The organism is Enterococcus sp. DIV0703, from assembly GCF_051711065.1.
Lineage (GTDB): Bacteria > Bacillota > Bacilli > Lactobacillales > Enterococcaceae > Enterococcus_B > Enterococcus_B hirae.
The window spans coordinates 38,129-62,607 of record NZ_JBIOLX010000003.1 but is presented as its reverse complement, the minus strand read 5'-3'; the positions used below and the strand labels follow the sequence as shown (position 1 = coordinate 62,607).

General features: G+C 33.2%; 26 protein-coding genes. 3 read left to right on the top strand and 23 right to left on the bottom strand.

What is annotated here, in order from left to right:
* Positions 1–50: 50 nt before the first annotated feature.
* From IGK81_RS14185 to IGK81_RS14130, 12 genes are all read right to left on the bottom strand, one after another.
* Complete coding sequence (locus IGK81_RS14185; protein ID WP_104761960.1) at positions 51–2,099, bottom strand: pLS20_p028 family conjugation system transmembrane protein; 2,049 nt, start codon at positions 2,097–2,099, stop codon at positions 51–53.
* Positions 2,100–4,658 carry a type IV secretory system conjugative DNA transfer family protein gene (locus tag IGK81_RS14180; protein WP_181046064.1) on the bottom strand — a complete coding sequence of 853 codons (2,559 nt, stop codon included), beginning with the start codon at positions 4,656–4,658 and terminating at the stop codon, positions 2,100–2,102.
* On the bottom strand, positions 4,646–5,041 hold the full coding sequence (locus IGK81_RS14175; protein WP_104761958.1) for a hypothetical protein: 396 nt from the start codon (positions 5,039–5,041) through the stop codon (positions 4,646–4,648). Before IGK81_RS14175 ends, IGK81_RS14180 begins: the two co-directional genes overlap by 13 nt.
* Before the next feature lies 1 nt (position 5,042).
* Positions 5,043–5,879, bottom strand: coding sequence for a hypothetical protein (locus IGK81_RS14170; RefSeq protein WP_104761957.1), 837 nt, complete (start codon positions 5,877–5,879; stop codon positions 5,043–5,045).
* Positions 5,879–7,534, bottom strand: coding sequence for a hypothetical protein (locus IGK81_RS14165; RefSeq protein WP_104761956.1), 1,656 nt, complete (start codon positions 7,532–7,534; stop codon positions 5,879–5,881). The genes IGK81_RS14170 and IGK81_RS14165 overlap by 1 nt, the downstream gene beginning before the upstream one ends.
* Positions 7,509–8,615: a hypothetical protein gene (locus IGK81_RS14160; RefSeq protein WP_431393528.1), complete on the bottom strand. Its 1,107-nt coding sequence runs from the start codon at positions 8,613–8,615 to the stop codon at positions 7,509–7,511. Before IGK81_RS14160 ends, IGK81_RS14165 begins: the two co-directional genes overlap by 26 nt.
* 25 nt (positions 8,616–8,640) lie before the next feature.
* Complete coding sequence (locus tag IGK81_RS14155) at positions 8,641–9,000, bottom strand: hypothetical protein (protein ID WP_104761954.1); 360 nt, start codon at positions 8,998–9,000, stop codon at positions 8,641–8,643.
* Positions 8,990–9,187, bottom strand: a complete 198-nt coding sequence (locus IGK81_RS14150; protein ID WP_002334239.1) for a hypothetical protein — start codon at positions 9,185–9,187, stop codon at positions 8,990–8,992. The genes IGK81_RS14155 and IGK81_RS14150 overlap by 11 nt, the downstream gene beginning before the upstream one ends.
* A gap of 74 nt (positions 9,188–9,261) precedes the next feature.
* A complete protein-coding gene (locus tag IGK81_RS14145; protein ID WP_104761953.1) occupies positions 9,262–10,071 on the bottom strand; it encodes a hypothetical protein in 810 nt (269 codons plus the stop codon).
* Between the two features lie 26 nt (positions 10,072–10,097).
* A complete protein-coding gene (locus IGK81_RS14140; RefSeq protein ID WP_104761952.1) occupies positions 10,098–10,505 on the bottom strand; it encodes a hypothetical protein in 408 nt (135 codons plus the stop codon).
* A 43-nt stretch (positions 10,506–10,548) separates the two neighbouring features.
* Positions 10,549–10,929 (bottom strand): hypothetical protein, encoded by a 381-nt coding sequence (locus IGK81_RS14135; RefSeq protein WP_010720549.1) that lies wholly within the window; start codon positions 10,927–10,929, stop codon positions 10,549–10,551.
* 38 nt (positions 10,930–10,967) lie between these two features.
* Positions 10,968–11,072 carry a DUF3789 domain-containing protein gene (locus IGK81_RS14130; protein WP_088764531.1) on the bottom strand — a complete coding sequence of 35 codons (105 nt, stop codon included), beginning with the start codon at positions 11,070–11,072 and terminating at the stop codon, positions 10,968–10,970.
* Positions 11,073–11,237: 165 nt separating this feature from the next.
* Between IGK81_RS14130 and IGK81_RS14125 the strand changes: the two genes are divergently transcribed.
* Positions 11,238–11,780: a hypothetical protein gene (locus IGK81_RS14125; RefSeq protein ID WP_010720547.1), complete on the top strand. Its 543-nt coding sequence runs from the start codon at positions 11,238–11,240 to the stop codon at positions 11,778–11,780.
* Between the two features lie 352 nt (positions 11,781–12,132).
* Here IGK81_RS14125 and IGK81_RS14120 read toward each other — a convergent pair whose 3' ends face one another.
* The 7 genes from IGK81_RS14120 to IGK81_RS14090 form a co-directional block, all read right to left on the bottom strand.
* Complete coding sequence (locus IGK81_RS14120) at positions 12,133–13,194, bottom strand: FUSC family protein (protein WP_104761951.1); 1,062 nt, start codon at positions 13,192–13,194, stop codon at positions 12,133–12,135.
* 248 nt (positions 13,195–13,442) lie between these two features.
* Positions 13,443–14,948 carry a peptidoglycan DD-metalloendopeptidase family protein gene (locus IGK81_RS14115; protein ID WP_010720545.1) on the bottom strand — a complete coding sequence of 502 codons (1,506 nt, stop codon included), beginning with the start codon at positions 14,946–14,948 and terminating at the stop codon, positions 13,443–13,445.
* A complete protein-coding gene (locus IGK81_RS14110) occupies positions 14,949–15,617 on the bottom strand; it encodes a DUF6037 family protein (RefSeq protein ID WP_104761950.1) in 669 nt (222 codons plus the stop codon). It lies immediately after the preceding gene.
* A gap of 71 nt (positions 15,618–15,688) precedes the next feature.
* Positions 15,689–16,072 (bottom strand): hypothetical protein, encoded by a 384-nt coding sequence (locus IGK81_RS14105; protein WP_010720543.1) that lies wholly within the window; start codon positions 16,070–16,072, stop codon positions 15,689–15,691.
* 92 nt (positions 16,073–16,164) lie between these two features.
* Complete coding sequence (locus tag IGK81_RS14100) at positions 16,165–16,458, bottom strand: hypothetical protein (RefSeq protein WP_010720542.1); 294 nt, start codon at positions 16,456–16,458, stop codon at positions 16,165–16,167.
* A gap of 349 nt (positions 16,459–16,807) precedes the next feature.
* Positions 16,808–20,818 (bottom strand): SpaA isopeptide-forming pilin-related protein, encoded by a 4,011-nt coding sequence (locus tag IGK81_RS14095; protein ID WP_104761949.1) that lies wholly within the window; start codon positions 20,816–20,818, stop codon positions 16,808–16,810.
* Positions 20,819–20,971: 153 nt separating this feature from the next.
* Positions 20,972–21,874, bottom strand: coding sequence for a LysM peptidoglycan-binding domain-containing protein (locus tag IGK81_RS14090; RefSeq protein ID WP_104761948.1), 903 nt, complete (start codon positions 21,872–21,874; stop codon positions 20,972–20,974).
* A gap of 142 nt (positions 21,875–22,016) precedes the next feature.
* On the opposite strand from IGK81_RS14090, the gene IGK81_RS14085 reads away from it, so the two are divergent.
* Together IGK81_RS14085 and IGK81_RS14080 are read left to right on the top strand one after the other, a co-directional pair.
* A complete protein-coding gene (locus IGK81_RS14085; protein ID WP_104761947.1) occupies positions 22,017–22,262 on the top strand; it encodes a hypothetical protein in 246 nt (81 codons plus the stop codon).
* Positions 22,263–22,315: 53 nt separating this feature from the next.
* On the top strand, positions 22,316–22,735 hold the full coding sequence (locus tag IGK81_RS14080) for a hypothetical protein (RefSeq protein ID WP_104761946.1): 420 nt from the start codon (positions 22,316–22,318) through the stop codon (positions 22,733–22,735).
* A gap of 358 nt (positions 22,736–23,093) precedes the next feature.
* On the opposite strand, the gene IGK81_RS14075 is transcribed toward IGK81_RS14080, so the two are convergent.
* The 4 genes from IGK81_RS14075 to IGK81_RS14060 are packed head-to-tail and all read right to left on the bottom strand — an operon-like array spanning position 23,094 to position 24,437.
* Positions 23,094–23,459, bottom strand: a complete 366-nt coding sequence (locus IGK81_RS14075; protein ID WP_104761945.1) for a hypothetical protein — start codon at positions 23,457–23,459, stop codon at positions 23,094–23,096.
* Between the two features lie 14 nt (positions 23,460–23,473).
* On the bottom strand, positions 23,474–23,764 hold the full coding sequence (locus IGK81_RS14070) for a hypothetical protein (RefSeq protein ID WP_104761944.1): 291 nt from the start codon (positions 23,762–23,764) through the stop codon (positions 23,474–23,476).
* 15 nt (positions 23,765–23,779) lie between these two features.
* Positions 23,780–24,121, bottom strand: a complete 342-nt coding sequence (locus tag IGK81_RS14065; RefSeq protein WP_104761943.1) for a DUF5406 family protein — start codon at positions 24,119–24,121, stop codon at positions 23,780–23,782.
* Complete coding sequence (locus IGK81_RS14060) at positions 24,108–24,437, bottom strand: hypothetical protein (protein WP_104761942.1); 330 nt, start codon at positions 24,435–24,437, stop codon at positions 24,108–24,110. The genes IGK81_RS14065 and IGK81_RS14060 overlap by 14 nt, the downstream gene beginning before the upstream one ends.
* Between the last annotated feature and the right edge of the window lie 42 nt (positions 24,438–24,479).

Here is a 24,479-nt window from a genome sequence, read left to right as displayed (position 1 = left end):
AAGAACCCTATTGAGAAATAGAGTTCTTCATCAAACACCAATATAATTACTTATTTTTCTTTCTTTTCTTCTTTTTTAGATTCTTTAAGTTCGCCTTTTATTCTTCGTTTTTGTTGGCGATATTGCCCATAATCTTTTCCGAGATCATAAGCATCTCGACGTTTACTCATAAAGGACGAAGAATGATAACGTCTAGGATCTTCTTTTCCATAGCCAAATACTTTATTTTTAGTTGCTTGTTTTAATGGATTATTTTTCTTATGTTGAGACAATTCTTGATTTAATCGGTCAGACTTCGCAGAAAATGTTCGGTTTGGCTTTTCTTCAGTTTTAGAAGATTTTTGATCGTCAGACTCTTGATTGAAACCATTCTCTTTTTCATTATTAGTTGATAAAGGAGCTTCTTCATTTTCAGATGAATAAGAATTTAAATCATCTGAATTGGTCGTTTCTTCTAATCCTTCAGCCCCTTGACGTGCCATTTCATTGAATCCTAGTGGAGAATCAGAATTAATATCTGCTTCAGTTGGTTCTAGCGATTCCAAACTATCAAAATCTGAAGATTCAGGGGAAGATTCAGAAGTTTCTTGTGTGTTTTCTCCCACACCTTCTGATTCTGTAGACGATTCTTCATTTTCAGAGGATTCTTGATTTTGTAAATCATTCGAATCTTTTGATTGGTCTTTCTCTCGTGCTTGCTCATTAAAGCCTTTATTAGATTTAGAATCATCTTCTTCCTTATTCTCTGAATCAGAATCACCACCATTCATCATGTCATTAATCCCCTTCAATCCTTTTCCATTGCCATTATTTCCTGCACCAGCAGTAGCTAATGACATTCCTAAACCAAAAGCACCAACATCAGCTAATGCACCACCTGCGGACTTCGCTGCACTCACACCAAAGTCTTTGATCCCTCGTACAAGTTTTGATCCACTGAATGCTGCCATCATTACACCGGCAGTTCCTTTCAAACCTGCATCAATTCCTGTCACACGTTGAAACCCATTTGGCCCATCGATCAATGCCCATGCAGCACCTGCCATCGCAATAATGTAAGTGAAGAAATCAAAATTCATAGACTTAATATAAACTGTCGCAACAATATAGATTTGAAAAAGAATCGGCACATAGACTAATAAAGCAAAACTACCAACTAACTCAGAAAAAACAGCTTTCACTCGTTGCATACCCATGAAATCTGCTAAACCACCTTTGACTAACAAAACATAATCGCCATACATTTTGACAATGATTATTGCAAATTTGAAGGAAGTAATCGCTAACGCAACAATTGAAACAAGCTCAGTCAAATAAATATTAAAGAAATGGACTTTGTTTCGATAATAATTTGGTGAAAAGAATTTAGACATTAACCAAGCCGCAAACCCACTTGGTTGCTCAATATCTACTAATGAGTCCTTTCCCTTAGAATCTGTCTCGATTTCTTTCTTAAAAACCTCTCCATTTTTAACATCTTCAGGTTTTTCAATTTTTTCTTGCATATCAATTTGTTTAGCATGCTTGTAATGATTCAAATTTTCTCCATCTTTTAACTTCCAACCTTCCTCTGCAACAGCTACTAAATCTGTTGTATTTTCTAAAATAATCGACTCACCTGGACTCTGGTCTACCTTATTAATGGCTTTAAATACGCCCTGTGTCATGCTTGAAGCCGTTGACCACAATGCTGGAGCCATCAATGTTAAACACAAAATCAGTAATAAATTTAAAGGTGCTTGTGTCGCTCCGTTTACTTTGTTAAACATTAATAAAATAAAAAAGCCCACTACTGCCATCAACAAAAGAAATCCTTTTAATGGATCAATTTTGTGCATTAGCTCAGTGAAAGCTGGATTATCGAAAATATTTAATAAATTTAAAAGGTTACCCATCACGCCATATAATCCATCTAAGACCCAGGCTCCACCTTCCGCAATCTTCATGCCTATTGGTCGTAAAGCATCCCAAATTGGATTTCCTTGTGTCAGATAACCAGAGTAATGATTTAACAGCTTTAACAATTGTTCATTAGACATCACTGTTGCACCATTTCCAGAGAGAAAATTAGTCACAACATTAGCTAAAATAAACGGCATTTATTTTTCCTCCCCTCCTATTTGAGTAAAACCATTTTTTTCAACGCTTTGGATCACCCGTTCATAAAGCGGCTCTCTACCAACATTGGCTAACCATTTTTTTATATCTTTGATCGTTCCTGATTGAAGCAATTGTTCATATTCTTCCTCTATCCGTTGTGGATTTTCCTGTGATTCGCAAAAAATTCGTACGTCCTTTTTCAATTTTTGTTTAAAGAAATAACTTAGTGAACTAGCTGAATCCAATTCTTGTATGTGTTGTTGTTGAACGTCTTCCGTAAAATAGTCGTCAAAAATGGTATCTAATTCTTTCAAACGTAAGTTTTCAACTTGTGGTTCGACATGGTTTTCTTGCGGAACACGTACAGAATCTTCTTTTTCTGACTGATTTCCTCCTTCATTTTTTGAAGCTTTCTCTGCTTCAAAATCTCTTCCTTCAAGAATCGCTTGTCTTCTTTCTTCTTTTTCTTCAATCATGAAAGGATCAACCATATAAAGTAAATGACTTAAATTGATTTGAGTATGTGGTGCATGGCGATACTCTTCTTCGATTTCCTCCCAAGTACTTTCTTCATACGGAAGATATTTCCATGATTCTAACATTTTAGTTTCCCCACGATTGTAAATAGGATACATATTTTCAATGACATTCCCTTTTAAATCATGAGTTTTCATGCTTCGAATCACTACCGTTTGTCCAAAAGGTAAACGAGACAATTCATCTTTCGTTAACATAGGGATACGTTCCATGGAATCGGTGAGTGTTTTCTCACTATCTGTGACTTTTCCTTGACGTGAAAGGGAAAGATTTGCTCGATTCCCTAAGTCTTCGACAATCATTTCTCTTGTTTTCTTTGATTTGGTTTTCACTACAATGGTATTTCCGCAGTTGGCAATAATCGTATTCGCATCATCACCATACTTATCTAATTGTTCATAATTTTGTAGAACAATCACATGACTAAGTCCTACTTTTAACCCATCGGTCATTTTCGTTGCTAATTCAGGGATTTTAACCATATTTCCTGCTTCTTCATAAAGAAACACCACTTGTCGTGGCAACTTACGATTCGGCTGTTTTAATCCCGCTTTTGTTAATTCTTTAAAGCTTTGATCGAAATAATTGGCCGCAATCTCGTGATTCGATTTATCTTGGTCAGAAACAACAACAAAAACAGCCATTGGTTGTTCGCCAAACCCTAAATCCATGTAATTGATTGAATTTTGAGCCATTAACTTGGCATTTCCTGTTCTACGAAATGCTTTTAAATTCGTTAACATATGTGTTACAACATTCCCAATGGTTGATTTTGCAGGGGCAGACGCCAAGATATCTAAATAAGCCAAATGAGCAGGGTGATCTAAAGGTAATTCCTGGAAATAAAAATCTAGTACAGACTTTCCTTTGTATTTACTGAATAATTGTTTTCTTTTTCTTAAATCATCTGTATAGTTTTGAATAACAGAGTGAGTTTCAGTAGTAATATGATCACTGTTCATTTCCGCAATCATATTCACAATTGTATACATATTGGAAAGTTCTTCTCGTTGAATCAATAAAGATTCTTCAATCAATGCCAAAGATCCAGCAGTGAATAAAGCAGTCGCCGCATTTTGCCAAAATGGTTCTTTTGCATGTGGATCATGAAAATAGGTATAACATAACGTAGCTAGTTCAGACTGGGCTTGGTCGAGTCCTCGATCTCTCTCAATTGTTGTTTTACCAAAAAGATATTGTTTATAGTAATGAACGACCAGAGATAAAGGATTCGTGGTATCTGAAACAGCTGTATCATTTAAATTTAACAGCTTGACCTTGTACTTTCTTTTTTCTAGTAATTTTTTCCATTTCAAGTAAAGTTCTCCAGAGGGATCATGAATATTCATTGAACGTTTTTCCTTCATATTCGTTGTTCGACTGTATCCATCGATCGCTTTTTCAACGCCAAAGACCCCTTTACCTACACGAGTTTCCCCAACAATAGCCACATTCGTTGGCTCACTAGAAATATATTCTCGAACTCGATGACACTCTCGATCTTCATTTGTTCGAGGAGACGTCCCCACGACCATTCCTGATGGGCCGTCATAGGCTTCCATATCATCTGTAGGCATGACTGGATACTGATAATCGAGTTCGCTTTTTCCATCTGCCCAACGAGACGTTGCCGCAGTCATCACGTCTTCTAATGGCATAAAACTCTTTCGAATGCGATATAGTTTCAGACCAAATAAGAACGTACAAAAAAAGAACAGGAGAAAAAAATAGATCCATCCTGTTCTTGTAGTTGGAAGTTGAAAGAAAAATTTCCATTGAAAAGCTCGGCTCCAATCACACTCTCCAAAAAGTCCGTTTGAAAAAACTTCTGTTAGAATAGTTGGTAAAGAAACGAGATAATTGGAAAAGAAAAAAAGGAAAACAACCAGTCCTACAAACAAAGGGACTAAAACACGTTTTTGTCCTAGATAACGCTCCATATATTTATATGGTGTTCGTGCAGGATCACGCCATAATCGAGTGCCAACCAAATCTTTTTTCCAATTATTTAGTAATCGCATAGTTGTTCCCTCTCTTTTTGAGAACATAAATCAAAAGTATAGGGTTGTGATAAAACTTTTTCATCCGCTGTATTATTTATCTCTCGTTCCATCTGTTCATATTCTTTTGTTAAATATTTATCTGCCAATTCTTCATGTTCTAGTAAATCAATCAACTGATTCATTTCTATCTCTTTACATTTTTCTTGACGAATTTGTTGGTATTCCTTCAAACTTTCAATGCGAAGTTGAATCGCTTCTTCAATAGTATGCGTTTCATCATAATTTTTGATCATATGACATTCTTCTTCAGTTAATCCTGTACGCTCACAATAGCGCCGATAAACTTCTCGTAAGTCCATCTTACGAAGTTCTTCTTGTACTTCTTCTTTACTTAAAACCATATTAGTTTTTTCCTCCCTTGCGATATTCTCTAAACCATTGTTTCAAATTCTCAACGATTTCATATAAAGTTGGAATTTCAGACAAAACCACCAAAAGACTTATTATAATAAGCCCTGTGTACCGTAAAACATTCTTCTCTTCAATCATTCCATTTATACTTAAATAGAAAACCAAAAAACTAAATACTAGATTCAATATACATCGATAAAAGAAAGTCCATTTAGACAAATCTCTTGAAACAACCAAAGTAAAAGGCGTACGTTTGACACGATAATGATGAAAAATCTTTTCAACAGATATATTTCCATGAGTGATCATAATCAAATCTTCTGTTACTTTTTCAAAACCTATATAAGTCAGATAGTTCAATGATTTCTGCTTTTTAGGTAAATCATAATTTGTAATAATGAATTGATCGTATACTTGATTTAAACGAATTTCTAAAAATGTAAAAACAAATAAAATCAAGAAGGAACGAAAAGCAGAAATAGAACAATCTCCTGCAATAAAACCATCAAAATAACCGAATGTGCCTGTCAGTAAATAGAACCCCCACCATTTTAAAAATTGGCGTCGAATAAAAGAAAATAAATGATATTTCCCTCTTAGATAATAAAAAAATACTTTTACTATCAAAAAGATACCGTAATAGATTCCAACAAGCAGAAACAAACTGCCTAAGTCACCAGATCCTAATCCTCTAAAAAAAATTTTATAAGATTTCAAATGATCATAACCAGAAAAAATCACTGGTAAAGAAAACCAAATACATGCAAGAACCAGAAATTCTTGCATGTATCGACGAACAACTAACGAATAATAATCATTTTTACTCATTATACGATTCCTCCATTTCCTATTTGAGTGCCGCTATCTGAAGAAGATCCTTCTGACAAAATGGTAGATTGATCACTTGGATCTTTATTCAGGGAGGATTCCGATTGATTTTGTTCATTCAACGATGAATCAGTCATTTCTGGCGTTTCTGGAGCTGTTTCAGGCGTAGAAGGAGTTTCTACCTCTTCTACAGTAGGCAATGATTGAAAATCATTTAAAACGGAATCTACAGCGCTATTTTGTTGATTCGCTTCATTCGTTACTGTTTCGACAGTTTGGCTTGCTTGTTCCAAAACAGGTTGATAATCGGTTTGTTGGCTCTTTTCTATTTGACTACCTACCACTTGATTTGTTGTAGTTAATGCTTCTGAAGCTTGTGTCGCTTGGGTGATTTCATTCTGTACTGCATGGCTCACTTGTTCATTCGACTGTGCATTAGATACTGTTGCTTGGATCTCATCCTTAGTTGTCGAAACTTGTGTCTGTAACTCTTGATATTGTTGATTCATTTCTGGTAACCGATTGGCTGTTTCTTGTGCTTGTTGAACTGATTCACTCATTTGTGTAGTCGTTTGATTGGCTTTGTTCTGTGCTTCTTTGATTTCAGTTACTTTTTGAGTCAATTGTTCATACGTTTCACGATATAAATCATAGTTGATTGGCAATACTTGTCCATCGACTTCAATCAATTTTTTGATTTCTTGTGATAGACGATTGTATTCATTGACTAGATCAGAAACTTTTTGCCATTCATTCGTTGCTTGTTCTGCAGTTTGTGCAGTTTTTTCTTCAATCATTGTTAAGTTTTCTAACTCTTTCTTTACTTGATTCAATGATTGATTCAATTGTTCTGCTTTATTTTTAACCGTGGTTAAAGCAAGCTTATTCGTAGTAATGAGTTGATCTAATGTATGATCTGGTTCATCTGGTGTAACTGGCGGCACTGGTTCTGGATCAGGCGTTGGCTCGGGAGTAGGGTCTACTGGTATATCAGGAATATCTGGTAGGACTGGTACATTGGGATCCTCTGGTAAAACAGGTATATCTGGAGCGATTGGTTTTTCTTCGTCTATTCCTGGATTTTCAGGTTTCTCAGGTAAAACGACTTCTGGTTTTTTATCTGGCAAAATAGGGTTCGATAAATCAATCAGTTCTTCTTTGGATGATTGTTGTTTATCTGTCAGTAAGAATAAAGGTTCTTTCTTATTTTCACTATTTGGTTTAGTTTCTCGTTTTTGTTCCTTGCTTTCTTGTATATCTAACGCTTTAGCTAATTCCCCAATGAGATTTGTTCGATCTTTCTTGTCATTATCTGACACTTTAAATCCAAAAATACTTGAATCATCTTCGTTATTTTCTCCTGTTAATACACCTAAAAGCTTATCCATATTACTTTTTCTCTGTGGTGTTGATTTTTCTTTACCTTTTGTTTCTTTTTCAATGACTTTTTCCCATGCTTTTGCACTTTCTTTATCGCTATCCTTAGAATACACTTGTTCTTTTTTGGCTACTTCTTGTTGTGGTGAAGTACTATAACTATAAGTAATAAGACCTCCTACGCCTAGAATAGAGACGGAACATAATCCGATCAACCACCATTTTTTCGGAATCGATTGAAATCCATTTCCTTTATTGTTCGTTGTTTGATTCGTCATTTGAAACTCCTCCTAGTTGTTGTAATTTTTCTTCCCAAAGTTTATAGTTTTCTTCTGCTTCCTTACGTTCAGATTCAGAAAGTGTCGTATTCTCTTTGTCTTTTTGATATTTTTCAAGTAGATTCACAATACTTTTAGCCACAGATAGATCTTCAGTTAATTCTTCGTCATGAATTTCTTGATTGATTTGTTCTGCTTTTTTGACATTTTTCTCATGAATGGCTTGATAAGCTTCTTCTTTTTTTGCAAGCTGAATCTGCTCGTCTAATACCTTACTTTTAATTTCTTGGTTGATTAGTTCTGCTTCTTCGATTTTTCCTTGCTTTAAATAGGCAAAACCAAGCATACCTTGTGTTTCTTCATTCACAGGCAGATCAGTCATTTCTGTGATTTTTTTCCACTGGTGTTCTAAAAAGAGCAAATAAAATAAAGCAAGGTGTGATTCTCCTTCTTTTGCTAATGTAGAAAGCTCTTCCTTGTTTTTTTCTTTATAAAGTTGCTTTACTAACACTTCTTCTTTTTGTGGGTATTCTTTCAACGCTACAGTATATTCTTTCTTATCAACTAATGTTTGATAAGAATCGATTTGGTTTGTCTTAATTTTTTGAGTTGAACTCCACAAAATACCAATAAAAAGAAGAAAAAAAATACTTCCTCCTATACCTATTTTTTTCCAATGAATCTTAAAAAAAGATTGCAAAGAAACAAGGTTGAGAGAAAAGTATTTTTTGTTCTTCTTTTCAGAAGAGGGTGTGAAAGAAACTGAAGTAGACGAAGGTTGAGTTCCACCAGGAAAAGCTAATTCTCGATCTAACAACTCCAACAATTTCTGTCCTTTACGCTGTTTTAATGTGCCTGATTGAATCATTTGCTCAATACTATAATGGATTGATTCATGAAAAGATAACCCTGAAACACATTGATATTTCCCTTGATATAAGACTTTTTTATCTTGTACCAAAAGATAAGTCACTGAATTTTCTGGACGTAATTCTTCTGAAAGTTGTTCAAATTCCACATACGAATAGCATTCTTTTCTAATTCGTACGGCATTAGATTCCTCAATCTTAACTTCAATCAACATTCTCACCAACTTTCATTTCAATCTATTTAATAGACATAATCCAATCGACTAACTGTGCCGCGAATGAAATCCCTAGAATAGAGACTCCAGCACGAACAATAATCATCTTCGCTTTTTGACTAATCTCCATAATGGGCATCATGTTTGCTAAAAAGCCTCCTGCAATAATCGCTGTTCCGATTGCAGCAGTTACATTTCGTACTAACTTTGTCGCTTCATTTCCGGCTTTATTTACCGAGCTTTGAATGTCTGCAAAAGCATCGATGGGAAATAATAGTTGAAATAGCAAAATAACCGCAAATGCACTTAAACTAAATTTCATCCACGAAGAAATGCCATATTTTTTCCTTTGCCCTAAAAGATTCATTTGATTATTTTCCATTATATTGTCCTTTCTGAAATTGATTGTTATTTGCTTGTTTTTTCAAGCTTTTTAAAATCAGTTCTTGATTTTCGGAAATAATTTTCTGGTGGAACTGATCTAATGCCGTATCATAGTCTTGGCCGTTGGCTTCTAAAACTGCCATTGCGACCTCTTTTGTTTTTCGTTGTTCTACAGATAATGCCATATTCATTTCTCCTTTATTTTTTTATAAAAAAAATAGAAGATACAAAATCTTCTATTGAAAAACACTTGATTCAATTATTTTTGTAATTCGGGTACTCGTTTTCCTGACAATCGTTGTTCTTTTAGAAAATCACGTACTTTATGATATTCCGTACTTGGAATTTTCTTTATCCATGCGTTTTTATAACCGTATCCATTCCAGATAAACCCTTCTTTTCGTAAAATTTCACGATATTGATAAGCACCAGGAACAGCAATATAATACGTTTGAACGAAAAGTGGTTCTAAGAAGGAAACGACTTTCAACTCAAAATCTTGGTGAAAACTTTCTAAAATTTGTCGTTCTCTCATGGCTTGTGCTTCGTTCTCAAATTTTCTTACCCACATATGTTGACTAGATAAGTAAGAAAAATCACGTCTTTTTAATAAAGCACGTGCATGATAAGCACCCAAAACAACCACCGTATCTTTTTCTTTTGACTCTGTAAACTCCTTTGCAAAAGAATTGCCATAGTACTGACAGAGTTTCTTATAATCAGAAGAATCTTGACTATCCATTAAAAGATCTTCTTGATTGAGATATCCTTTATTTAACGCTGTACAGACTAAAGGATAGAAACGAGCATAGAACGTTTCTTTATGCGCTGTTTCGCCGAGATCCATAGCTTCTATATGATGAGCCACTTCATGCAAAGTCGTTAAAAAGTTTGCGCCAGGCGCACGACTCAAATTATAGATTTCGATTTTTCGATCATTTTGAATATATTGTCCATGTTTTGATTTTAGTTCTTTAGGAACGATCCTAATTGTAAAGTCCTGATAGATTTTCTTATCTGGATAGGTCTCTTGAATGACTTGTTTCAATACATGTTCTAATAACAACATGATCACCTCTTTTCATTTAACTCTTTTTACTTACTATTACCTATTAACTTTTCACTTTGAAGACAGAAATTCTCACACACTGTCATATATTGTAAAAATTCCTTTGAATCCAATGTCGTCTGAAGGCGAAATAGGACATTTCGTATGAAATACTGATTCAATTTAGAACAAATTATATCCATTTCTTTGATTCGTTCTTCTTTTGTCTGATTTCGGGATTCGCCTGAAGGATCTAACTCTGGAATAAAAAATGCCAACAAATGCGCAATTAGCTCAAAACAAATTGTTTCCTTGTCTATCATTGAATCATTATATTTGTTGCCGATTATTCGTTGATTTTCCAAATCTTTAATAAAATCTGGCAATTGTTGTACTTCACTAACTACTTCTCGCAATTCTTCTATTAACAATTTTAATTCATCCAGTCTCTCCAAATGAAACATCCTCCTAACTAAAATTCTAAAAATCAAATAATACCTACTTATCTTTTATCGTTTGTTTCATCAAATTTTCCGTAAAAGCTTGTCGATCAATCCCAAAATTTAATGCCCCACTTCGTGATTGAATGACTCTCAAAATAGGAACTTCTTGAATGACATTTTTCTGATCGTCTAAAATACAAAGATTCTTAATATATCGAGCATTTGGCAACTGTTTTTGATAGTTTGGTTGACTCTTAATAACATTGTCAGGTAAGCAATAACAATATTCAGTTTCAATTATGCCATTCTTTTTCTTTCTTAATTTTCTTGAAACACGAGATTTGATAATGTCTCTACTATAGGCATAAAAATTATAATCTTTCTCTTCTAATAATAAATCCTTCACAGGATATAAATTTGATTCTTGGTTGTTCAAAATAAAATTTCCTCCTAAAAATTAGATAAATTTGTTTTTTATTCTCTTCCACATTGTTGATCTTCTTGCTTTCCTGCATCTAATAGTGCCATGATTCCTATTCCAAACATAGCACCCACAAATAGACCTGCACAAAATAACATATAAATTCTCCCTTCTTTTATTCATATCAAACAAAAACAGTCTTATTCTTTAAAATAAGACTGTGAATAAATCAGATTTAAGCTATAAGTATCACACTGTTGTCTGTTCAAACTAATTTTACTAAAATGATATTAATCAATATAGTTAAGGAGTTTTACAGAAATATGAAACACACTGAAATAACAACATATATTACTCTTGGCATAAGTTTTATTAATATTATAGTTAGTATATATATTGCTATAAACCAACCAAAAGCAATTCGAATTAATCCTATTCTTGAAAGTCAATTAAACAAAATATTTGTCCCATTCCAAAATTCAATTAACAAAAAACTATTTAAACAAGTAAATGAAGATACTATAACTGAAATACATTCAGCTTTAACAAAACTTTACAATGAAGTGAAAGATACAGAGTTAGAATTCGGACTATCTTTTTACACTGTTTACTATTTAAAAGAAATTGTAGAATCAAATATTCCTGTATCAAAAAAGCAATTTAAAACATATAACAAAAAATATCGACAGTTTTCCAATTCCTATCTAAAAGATTTAAATAAATTAAGAGGTAAAATCGGTCTTCCTAAGTATAGAGAAGACTATAGAATAACTTTTGGATTATATCCAAATAAGATCAATGAAACATTGAGAATTTACGGTATAGGATTTTTACTAGCTGTTCTATATCTAATTTTTCTTAAGTAAATAGTGCAGATGATATCTTATTTAAACACCACACTACAAATAAAAACCACGTACCCCATATTATCTGCAACGGAATCCAATCTAAATCAAAATGTTTACAAATCATATAAATATAAATACTTATATTTACAAATATCAAAATATACGTTAGAAACACTACGAAATTCTCCAATATAAACTCACCTCCAAAATAAAAACAGCCTTATTCCTTAGAATAAGACTGTTTCTGAATCAACCAATTGCGATTGAAAAATAAATTAAATAACAAAATAATAATGTAAATCTATTTTCTATCCTTATTTTTATTAGAATAATTATTATACTTACTACATGATATAAGTAAGCTCTTTTATCAATTAGCCTCTTTCACAATGTTTTTTTGCTTTAGCAACATTTTTACAAACCAAATTCCCAAAATAGCTAAGCTTACACCTAACAAGTTATAAGTAAACCGCATTGCTAATGTTTGAGGAATTCCATACATCTGACTAGCTATCGTCAACGCACCAATACAATTAAAAACCGTTTTATAACGGTAACTAGAACAAAATCCTAAACAAATACCACCTAATAAACTAAGTATCTCAATTGGTAAATACATACTTAATAGAATAAAAGAAAATATACCAATAATTGTGCCTAGCAAACGGTCGGTTGCACGTGTTTTCAAATCAATTATTGAAAATCCATAGCTCGCAAATAAAGAGGAAAAGGCAAACCCAACCCACATGAATCGTTCAAAAGATAGATACTGACTAATAGACAATAATAAGCTAATGAGAAATACATAGGAAAACAACCAAATTTTCAATGAAACACTCTTTTCTTTTAAAGCCTTAAACATTGTCTTTTTTTTGTGCTTATTGCGATGATTGTGATAAATTATCCACCAAAATATAAGAAAAAAGAGACCAAAGAAAAGAAGACGATCATTCAATAATTTTTTCGTTATTTGTTCTGTTATTGTCGAATAAACAACAAATATATAAGAAAATCCATATAATGACGGATTTCCCATTTTGGGATCACTTAGAGTAGCAATTAGTATTCCTCCTAGTAAAAGGAAGTGCAACAATACTTGCAAAGTAAAATGTGGTAATAAATGGACAAATGGTGCAACAAAAAAAGCACCAAAGACAACACTCAAGCCTAAAATTGATTGAGCGTATTTATACCCAAAGTCAACGAATCTTAGACTAAGCATCATACAGAAAAAGACAATAGCATATGACTTATTGGATTCACCAAAAAACTTCGTAGATAAAGCAATCACACAGATAGCAAAACCAACAATTAAAAATGAACGTAAAACTAGGGATAAAAGATATTTTCTACGATCATACTTGGATTTTGTACTTTTTATTTTTTGCTTAAGTATTAAAGGATCTAATTGTAGTAATTGATAAAAAGTCATTCTCTCTACCTCCTTACTAATACTGCTAATTACTTAACTAAATCTAGCAGTTATAAATACTTGAAGTAAGAGTTTTTTGGAAAATAGAGAATACTTATATAATTAATTTTTCACTTACGTAAATCTCTCATATCGACCAAACTAAACTACTATACGTCATACTTCTTTTGCTAATTTTTAATTATTCAACATAACTTTTTATAATTTTTGTACTCAACTTATTCAGAAAATCAATATTAGAATATTTCTTAGAATAAGATTGTTTCTGGATCAATCAATTGTGATTGGTTTAAACTGTGATCTAAGCATAATTCAAAATGTAAGTGACTACCTGTACTGTTTCCTGTTGAGCCAACATAACCAATAATTTGTCCTTGTTTTACTTTGTCACCAACTTTGACTTGATATTCTTGTTGATGCGCATATAAAGCCGTTGTACCGTCTTCATGCTCAATGGCTACATAATTGCCCCATGAAGGGTGAAACTCTGCTTTAATAACCGTTCCTGCTTTGCTAGCGTAGATTGGCTCGCCTTGTGGTGCTGCCAAATCGATTCCTCTATGAAATTCTCCTCCACGATTACCAAATGGACTAGAAATCGTGTAATTCTTTAATGGAACGGCATATCCTTTTTTATTTAATTTTGGACCCGCTACTTCTTTATCATACTTAGTTAAATCATAGGTTTCGATTAAACCATTCAATTTTTTATCGTAGCTAGTATCTGTCGCATAACGTCCTGTCAAAAATTTCGTTGCTTCTTGATAAGTTTTCGCATTCGTTTTCCAAACACCATCGTAGAAATGGCTATTTCCTGTTAAGCCCTCTTTCAATAGTTGAGCATAGTCATTTAAGCTATCCTCGTAGTTCTCATACTGTCTAAAAGTTGCTTGGGTAGTATAAAGTGTCCCATTACCTAAATCTTCTTGTGTCGCAAAAGAAACACCTTTTCCGTTATGTGTGCCTTTAATACCAAACAAGTTGTAATTTGGCGCTTGGGCTAACTGACTTTGACCACTAGCTGATTCTAAAATCGCCTGGGCAATCATGACGGAAGCATACAAATCATTTTCTTGTCCAATTTTACGAGCAGACTCGCCAATTTTACGAATAAAACTTTCGACAGACTCGTCTTTTTCAAAATGAATATTTCCTTCGCTATCTTGTTTGCTAGAAGGGACTAATTCTTGAATTGGCGCAGTTGGTGATTGACGGTAAGCTTTTGACTCTTCTTGCACAGTTGCTTGAGTTCGTGCCTTTGTTTCTGCTTTTGGTTGTGCATTTTGTCCAGTGGTTGAAGGCTGTTTCGAAACTGGTTGTGAAGGAGTGACTTCTGCAGGTTTTGTTAGTTGTGTCACTTCTTGATTCACTGATTCACTTGGTTTTTTGGTTGGCTGTTCCACAGGCTTCGTTTCTGAAGGCTTAGTAGATTCTTGCGTATTATTTTCTGGCTGACTAGAGTCTGTCGTACCAGGAGTAGTTGTTTCTGGTTTAGATTCTGTTGCTTGTGAACTATCTGTCGTTTGATCAGTTGATTCACTTGGTTTTTGCTCCGGTTGTTCAATGGAAGAATCAGTTGTATCTTCTTCCTTAGTTGTATTTGTACTATCTGTTGTAGAATGGTCAGAATTCACTGTCGCTGATTGTTCTGTCGAAACAGTTGGTTGTTCTTCGTCTGCTAAGACAGATGGAGTATAGCCAACAACTTGACCTAATAACAATAACGCAGACAATAGTTTACTCGTTTTTTTCATCTACAAATTTCCTTTCTTTCTTTCATTAGCTTCAAAATTTCTTATAATTTCCCAGTCATTTTTTAGTTTGTTAGGATCTTCTGAATAACTAAAACTTAATTCGATATATTTACCATATTTTTCATATAAATTTGGCCTTAATCGCTTTGTCTTTTCTGAATTGAAAGTGGACCGTTTTCCTGGACTACCGTCCTTCTTACATCTACTATGTCCAACAGAAAAACAATATATACGTTCTGGACTAGTACTATCAGAGACACTAAGATAATTTAGTATACATTTTTCAACTTTATCAATTTGTTTTTTTTGAAATACTGGATTAATGTGATTGTCAATATAGTGAATAAATCTTTTCAAAATCAGCTTAAATGGTACATTACTATTTCCTTCCAATTCAAAAAAATGATAAAATTCTGGAACATTTATATGAATCCAACGATCAGTAGTATAACAAACTAAGGGACTCTCTAAATCTCCATTTTTATAAATTGTCATGCGACTAGTTACATCTAATGGACAATCTTTACATTTAATATCTTCAGGAGCTCTACTGATAATTGAAACAAATTCATTTGTTTTATAATCAAAAGAATAACCTGTAACATACCAACCTTTTTCTTCCATGTTATCCAATAACTTAGGTAGATTGATCCAATAAATTTCTGTCATAAAAGTATCCTCCGAAATAAAGATCATACTCTTATTATATAAATTAGAAAAATCGTTATCAAATTAACATGTTATAAAAAGTTTAATGTATTTGTCCACATATCATATGAAATTGATAGATCATAAAAAAACTTTTGAATCTTATCTCTGTCAAATGTTGTTTGAAAATTGTAAACCATAGGACAATCATTTCTTAACGGAAACATTACCTCATAAGAAAATGTATTTAAATATAATTCATTTATTTTATCAGATAATAACTCTCCGTTTTGATTATCTATGAACTCACCAATTACAAAACCATTTTTAGTTGGAAAACATAGAATCAAGTACTCTGTTAATCTTTCAATAGATTTTACAGAAAGTAAGTCAAACCAATATGGTTGCTGGATAAGTGGATTATACGTAAAACCATATAAACAACCTATTTTGTAAGTCCTAGCTTTACCTTTCATATTTTCCTCCTTACATTTTAGTCAAAATCTCTCAGCAATAAAGTAACTTCACATTTTTTTCAAAAAATTTTTATGATTTACATAGAATCTTTCTATAACATCTGCATTTCTTGATATTGAAGTATGTGTTCTACAGCTTTATAGAACTCTACTTCCTTTTTTGTAGCAGGAACTAAATCTAATTTTTTTATATCTACATAATCAAGAAACATCAGCTTTTTCAAATCAGTTTCTTTTGGATCAACCACAAAAAAATAGTAATAATCTTTATAAAATTCCTCACTTTCCTTATCCCTGTATTCATCAGGCAATGGTTGGTTGCCAATTGCTTTGTATAGATGATTTGATGACTGCTCTCTATAATATTCACATTGTACTATTTCCATGAGAAACCTCCTTTTTTAAGCTATTTTTGGCAAAAATCCTCAATTGTTTTCACAATAATCGTGTATTATTCCACATTTAGGATTTCTTGATTTAGGTATAATAAGAAAGTTTGAAGTGTCTTCTTGTATAAAACAATCACTTCTTTTTATTCTCTTTGATTGGCTAACATGTTTTAGGGCATTCTCATTCAATTTGTTAGCATTCAAATAAAAATCTCCATAAATATTTTTAAGTTCATTTCTATTTTGTTTTTTCTTATTATGTTTGTTCAGAAATTTAGAAAACATTTTTCTCACTCTCCTTGAATAAAAATAGAGATAGTCATTTCAACTATCTCTATTTCATTAATTATTTGTGTGATTTACGACGAACAAAAACTACAACACTAGCACAAACAAAAAGAACCAAGCCGATCATACTTATTAGTACGTTGCTTGATTCATTCGTTTTTGGTAAGAATTTAGGCGTTTTGAATGTGACAGTTTGATCTTTATTTTTCAAATCATCTTCTTTACCAACTTCTTTTGTTTTCTCTTTGTCGTAATAAATATAGTGAGTAGCTACCCCTTTTTGACCGTCTTTCATCGTATTTTTTGCGATTGGAATATCCACATAAATTGTTTCATTCTCAGCTTTTGCGGTATACGTAGACTCAACAGTTGTAATCACCTTTTTCGTTGCTGGATCAACGTATGGCGTTTCGATATAGTACGTATGACCAACTTCCGCACCTTTGATTTCTACTTTATCACGCAATGTATTATCAACAGTCGGGTCAGCTTCTTTTTTACCGTCTACGGTTGCTAAAAGTGTGGTGATTTTCATTGATTGACGTTTATTGACCGCTTTAAGTGAAATCTCTTGCCCATTGGTTTCTGGCGTTACTTCAAAGCTCAAATCGTCTGTATTTGGATAGTACCAATTCAACGGTTTTATTTCTTTGAATTTGTAGCTTCCAGTTGGTAACTTCTTCACAGCGATTTTTCCGTCTTTATCGGTCTTATACGTGTCGATCACTGTTTCTTTTTTACCATCTACACGAATCAATTGGAACTCAACCCCTTCAAGCGGTTTGTTTCCTAGATTATCCGTTTTAATTAGCTCAACGTCTGTATATGCTAATTTATTTTCAATCTCTTTACGAGACATTTTCGTTAGAATTTCTTTATTTTCAGCGTATCCATCCGCAAATACATGAATATTATGTTCTTTCTCATTGCTTGATGGAACATACTGGAACGTATATTTCGTTTCGTCTAATACATGATCTTTCCCAGCATTCACTTCTTGTAAGTAGTAATTACTTGGAACGTTGGGCAAGGTCAATCCTTCAAATGAAATTTTGCCGTCTTCTACTTTTGAATACGCAAGAGCATTCCCTTCGGGTAGGACATTATAACCAATTTGTAGTCCTTCTTCGCCAACATATAAACCGAACACTTGACCATTTTTCGCATTTTCAAGCTCAATCGTTGGTTTTCCATCTTCCCAATCAGTTACGACTTCTTGTTTTTTATAGCCGTATACATTGATTTTTTGTAATGGATTTTCAACTTCTACATCAGTCGAAGATAATTCAACCAGCTGTCCTTTATATTTAATTTCAAAAGGAATTGGTTTTTCTTGCATAACGTAACCACTTGGTGCTTCAGTTTCGATTGCTTCATATTTTCCAATATACAAATTAGGATCAGAAAGAGTATCTCCTAAATCATTTGTCACTAATTCAAGATCTTTTCCGTCTTTTTGAATATATTCTCCTTTGGCTAATCGAATTGTTCCATCTGGAGTTTTAATGTCTTCTGCCGCACGAACTTTGAATTTAACATCTGCTAAATCCACTTGATCGTATTGAATATCGACATATTTACCATATTCGCCTTCTTTTTCGACAGTAGAAATCCCTTTTTCTCCAGTTTTATGAATTTTCACTTGCCCTTTTTGTGGCATGTTCTCGAACTTAATCGTAATCACACCACCTGCATCAGCTTCAGTTACAGAAAAAACAACTGGTTCAGTCGCAAGTAAATAGCCCTCTGGCGCACGCAATTCACGAATTTCATAACGATCATTCCCGAACGCTAGACTATCACTTGTGACTAATTCTCCTTCCTCATTCGTCTTAAACTCATCACTAACTTTTAATGAGTTAGGAACACGCATTGAAACATAGTCGCCTTTTCCATCATTTGCCCATCGATCCCAAATTTTGAACGTGGTATCTTTCAATGGAATAGTTTTACCTGTTTCTGCGTCTACTTTGACTAAATGCAAACGAGCTTCAATGATTTTATCTTCCAATACCCAGAAGAATTTTTGATCTTCTTCCGAAATCGTAAATTCGATTGGTTCAATGGTTAAATAACCTTCTGGGGTTTTTGTTTCTGTCATGATATAAGAATCATACGGCAATGTTTTACCTGTACTTGCTTTACCATCTTTATCGGTCGTAATTACTTTGACTGGTTTCCCTGTTGTTTTAGAAGTGATTGTAAATTCTGCCCCTTCTAGTTTAGGTTTCACATTATCAGACTTACCAGTCACTTTGTCCATTACTTTTTTTACAAGTGGTTTATCACCGATTTTAACGATTTCTACGCCACCTTTAATCACTTGATCTTTTACAGTCATTGATTGAACTGCAATTTCTTTCTCTTGACCAGCATAAGCAATATTTACTGGATATTTTGTTGTATCTAGATTATAACCTTCTGGCGCTTTAACTTCTTGAACATAATAGTCATGCATGATTTGCATGTTTTCAAAAGAACCAGTGACTTTATCTCCAGATTTTTTCAGCGTGACTTCTTTTACTTTCTGACCATTTGTTTCGAATAACCCGTATACTGCACCATCTAATCGAGCTGAGCCTTGTGGTTGATTTCCTGTCTCTTTATCTTCTTTAATAAGATCTAAACGACCCACTTGTTTTTTATTTTTAAAAGTTGCCGTAACTGTTTGATTCGCTTCGATTGTGACTGTTTGTGGTGTTTTATTAATTACATAGCCATTAGCAGCTTGGATTTCTTGGATCGTTACTTTTGTCCCATGTGGAACGTCTTTCAGATCAGCTTCCCCATTGGCATTTGTGACAACTTCTACTTGTTTTCCACCATAAGAAAGTTTGAATTTCGCACCAGAAATAGCTTTACCTGTATCCGCATCTACTTTCTTGATTTTGGCATTACCATTTTTCAAAACTTTAATATTTACAGTCGACTTATTAGGGTCTCTTAAAAAAAGTCTACCTAATGTCTGTGCATTAGAATTTACATACGCAAACGGAGTTCCTATACCTTTTGTTCCACTTGGTAAATACGAAAGATCAATATATCCATTTTTCGATTCATTTGTTGCTCTAACAAATAAACTATTACCAGATTTTCTTACCTGAACATTACAAGTATTAGCAATTATAGAATCTGACCAACTTGAAAAAGCACCACTAGTATCTTTTATCTCAATTTCTTCTCCAGACTTAACTGTATATGTTTTACCGTCAAATGAAGGTTTTCTTTCAAATTTAGAAATTTCAGCATTAGTGGTATTCTTAAAGTTTTCATAAGTACTTTGTCCAATATTTCCATAATTTACAAAGCTTCCACCAATCGTATCCCACACCATTACTTGAGTTAAAACGTAATTATTCATTGTAGGATTACTATAATATCCAAAATAACTTAACCTAGATAGTTTACTTTTTATTACTGTATTAGAAATAACACTGTCTAAAGATTGCTGATTATATGAAATACCTGCTTGCGTAAATGCACCTTCTTGAAGACAAAATACATCTTCTCCATTTAAACGCCAACGAATAATATAATCATGCGTATAATATGTTCCACTTGGTGTTATTCTAGTCATATTTACATATTGTCTTCCATTCTCAGACAATAACATTCCTGAACGTAAGAAATAATCTTTTTGTAACATAGACTGCCATTCTTGAGAATTTTTAGCCATTTCTTCTTGTTTAGAAAATGAATCTGCCGATTGAATATCTTTCAAACCAAAAAAATACTGTTCCATTCCTTTAGGCACTTCTTTAGTAATCACTTTAGGCAACTCATTTTTAGCATTATCTTCTAATATCGTTCCAGTAGTTTCTGTCGTTTGATTTGTTTTAGAAGTATCATTTCTTTGTTTTTCTGACGATTGATTTTCTTCTTGATCAGAACTACTTATTTCTGTCGCTTTTTTACTTGATTCTTCTACTACATTACTACTTTGTGCTTGATTCAAGGCTTTTGTTTCTGCTAATACGCTGATTGGTTGGCTAATTGTCCCACTCAAACTCAAAAAAAGCATGAATGAAGCCATTCTTTTTTTAACTTTCTTCAATCCTTCGAATTTCATAATATTTTGATCCCTCCATATTTTTTTACTTTTTTCTACAAGATTTTTCGCTTAAACAACTACCTCCACATCAACCACCTCCTAAAAACAACTATAAAAAAAGAAGCAACAACATTTTTGTCATTGCTTCTAAATTCTAAATTTAGCTATATGTTAATAAAAATCAATTGTATATTTTTGAGAATCATCACTATAAATAATTGGACTAACAACAAATCCCTTATTAAACCACACAGAATTATGATCCGATGTTTGTTGATCTGCCCAATCATATGCTTCATTTTCAGTAATAAATATCATTCCTGAATTACCAACTTTACCTGCTACAATTGTTGGTTCTTGTGGTTTTTCTGGTTGTTCAGGTGGTGTTGTTCCCCCATTTCCTCCAGTTGATCCACCTTGATTTCCTTCATTGTTGCCAGGATTTGATGGCGTTGTTTGTCCTCCACCAGTATTTCCACCTGTCGAGCCGTTTTGGTTACCATTATTACCTGGTTGACTTGGTTGTGTTGGTGTTTGAGTTGTGCCACCGTTGTTTTCTGGTGTGCTTGGCGTTGTTGTTTCTGTATTTCCAGTTGTTTGACCGCCAGTTTGTGTGTTACCTGTTACTGTGTTATCTGTTAAAGGTGTCGTTGTATTTTGAGTTGCTGAATTTGTTGTATTATTGCTTGTTGTATTTTGCACTGGTTGTCCAACTGGTTTCGTTGAGTCAACTTTATCTTGTGGCTGAATCACTGATTGTGCAACTGTTTCTCCTTTGTTATTCTGCACAGTTGCTACATTTCCATTAAAAACTAGTTTGTTTCCTGCGTAGATTAAGTCTACATTCGCAATTTTGTTCATATCTGCTAATTTTTGTACAGAAATGTTTGTTGCTTGACTAATTCCACTTAGCGTATCTCCCCAAACGATTGTATATTCGTTACCTTTCATATCTGCTTTAATTTGTTCCACCGTGCGTGGTGTCCATTCTTCCGCATTTACTTTCTCGTGAGCAGTTGCCAATGCAACTCCACCAATAGTCGCTCCAATTGCAAGTACTCGTAATATTTTCATTTGTATTCCTTCTTTCTTTTTTATATTCTTTATGACTACAAACTTATGATACTAAACTTATAGTCTTTTGTAAACAGTTTTTTGAAAAAATTTTTTCTTTTGATATAATAAATTTATGATCATAAGAAAAGAGGTATAAATATTGGATAAAGAAACTATAAACTCATTTCAATCTTGGGCTCAAGAAAATCTTGTAACTAGAAGAGGTGCTGCTAAAATTACCGGTCAAAGTTATGCTGGAATTTCTCAAGCAATCAATAGAAAAGTATTAACACCTTTTCTAGAATTTGACGGTGATCCTGCAACATCATTAGTAAGATTATATTTAAAAAGTGATGTCGAAGCTTACGCTAAACAGTTACAAGCTAAAAAGCAGAAACAACAATAAGTCGTTTCTGCTTCTTTATTGAAAAAACAATTTTATTATGGAGAATAACTATTATGAAGAAAAAATCCCTCATAATCTTATCACTCAGTGTCGTACTGATATCTGTACTTATCATTGCTTTTTCTCTGTTTAGAAAAACAGAAACAAGTAGTTCCACAACCACAACAACTTCTAGCAGTGTGATTAGTGATTCTAATTATCCTTCGCTAAGCGAAGTAAAAGCCCTTCAAGGTGCTGATATTCAAGTGTTGGGGAAAACACAAATTACAACGGTATTATTTCAAGATAAAAATCTTGCTGTTCTTTCTCCTGAATCCGGAGAAGAAATTCAGTTACCAATCAAAGTAACTGACAAAGAAAAAAATTTATTTGAAATTCCAAAATTGAAATATGCTCCAAAATCTCTAAAAATAGGGGATACTTTTGGCTTAGCAAAAAAAGAGAATACCTATTTCGCATACAAAGAAAAGTAAGCATAGTTTCATTGCTTATTATAACAAATTTTCCATAGAATGTTACGCTTTCATTCACAAAATATTGTTTTGGGATCATAATCGTTTATTACTTACGAGGGAACACCCCTCGTAAGATTTTTTTATGAAAAGAAAGGAGTAAAAATGAAATTAGTTTCCACTAGTAAATAACTAGCAAATCTCAATTACTTCCATAAGAAAGTAACTGAAATTTGTTAGTTATTTTTCTGTTTAAGTGAACTTCACACTCATTTTCATGGATTTTTTCTATCAGAATTTCTCTCACATACTTCTTGTCGATCTTGCAAAAGAAATATCACAAAACCAACTAGTCCCAAAAAATTAAAAAAATACCCATTTATATAATCATCCGTTCTTTCCTTGTTTTTTGTTGATATATATGGATAACTGCATTTGCTAAATCGACTTGTCGCTGTCTCCAATTGTTTGGATCTCGATACCATTTCCTAAATTCATAACTCATTTCAAGATAAGGACTAGCGAAAATCTCTTCAAACATTGTTGCCAGTTCTTCTTCATCTGACTCAACTACAACAAACATATACAAATCTGAAAATGTCATTCCTTTTGAAAGATACTCTGCAAAATATTCGATTCTTTCTTGTACAAAACTTGGAATTTTAGCTTTAATCAATTCATTTTGATACCCTTTTTTTAGCCGAAATATAGTTAGAGAAACTGCGCTACTCGTATTTATTTTCATATCATCTTATCTCCTTAAACGAGTGCAGAATCAATGCTTAACACACAAGATTTTTGTTCATTGATAATACTAAAAATTTCTTTTGTAGATTCTTCCATACCGATCGGTTCTAACGTTTCTTCACTGATTGTTTCTGCATTTTCTTCAATCGCTTCATTTCGATCTAATTCTTGCAAGCATCGTACAAATTCTTCACGATCTTCGATATCTGTTACTACTCTCTCGTAAAGATCCATGCACTCTTCTTCATCCTTTGCTGCGATCAACGCATAATAACATGGTGCTTTCACTTTGAAAAATTTCATTGGCTATTCCTCCGTTTACTGTTCTTTATCTGCTACAAAAGCAATAATTTCAAGACCTACAATGTAATCACCTAACTCTTCCCATACATCTTCAACTAACAATTCGTCCCCTTCTCCATTTTTCAGGGTCATTTTGAACCATTCATTACCTTCATCATCTTCAGGAAGTAATCCAAACCCGATTGGGTTATCAGTCAATGGTTGATAATACAAATCTTCTTCGTCTAACGATAAGACACTTAATCCTTTGCAATTACCACCTCTTCTAAATGTCACAAACCCTTTGTAATCCCAACGTTGAAAAGAAACTTTAATCGTATGTGTGCCCATTCGAATAGTTGGATCATAATTTTTCATTTGTTGTATCCTCCTTATAATTAGTTAGTACTATAAAGGTATCCTTGTTTCTATCCAAAAAATCTAATAAATCTTTTGTAGAAGATATCTCTTCATCAACTTCACCATAATAAATACCTTCGATAATTGTTGCTATATCTGAAAAACTAATTTTTACTGGACATTTGTCGTCTACCGCATTCAATACCGACAAAATTGCTTCTTTTTCTGCAATCTCTCGTTTGAATTGCTTCGGAGCTAATCGCATGACACTTAAGTCATTTTCAAGCTTTTCAACCCATGCAGTTCTGCTCATTTTTGCGAATGTTTGAATCATCCTTTTTCCACCTCTGCTAGAATTTTAATGTTCGTTTTCAAT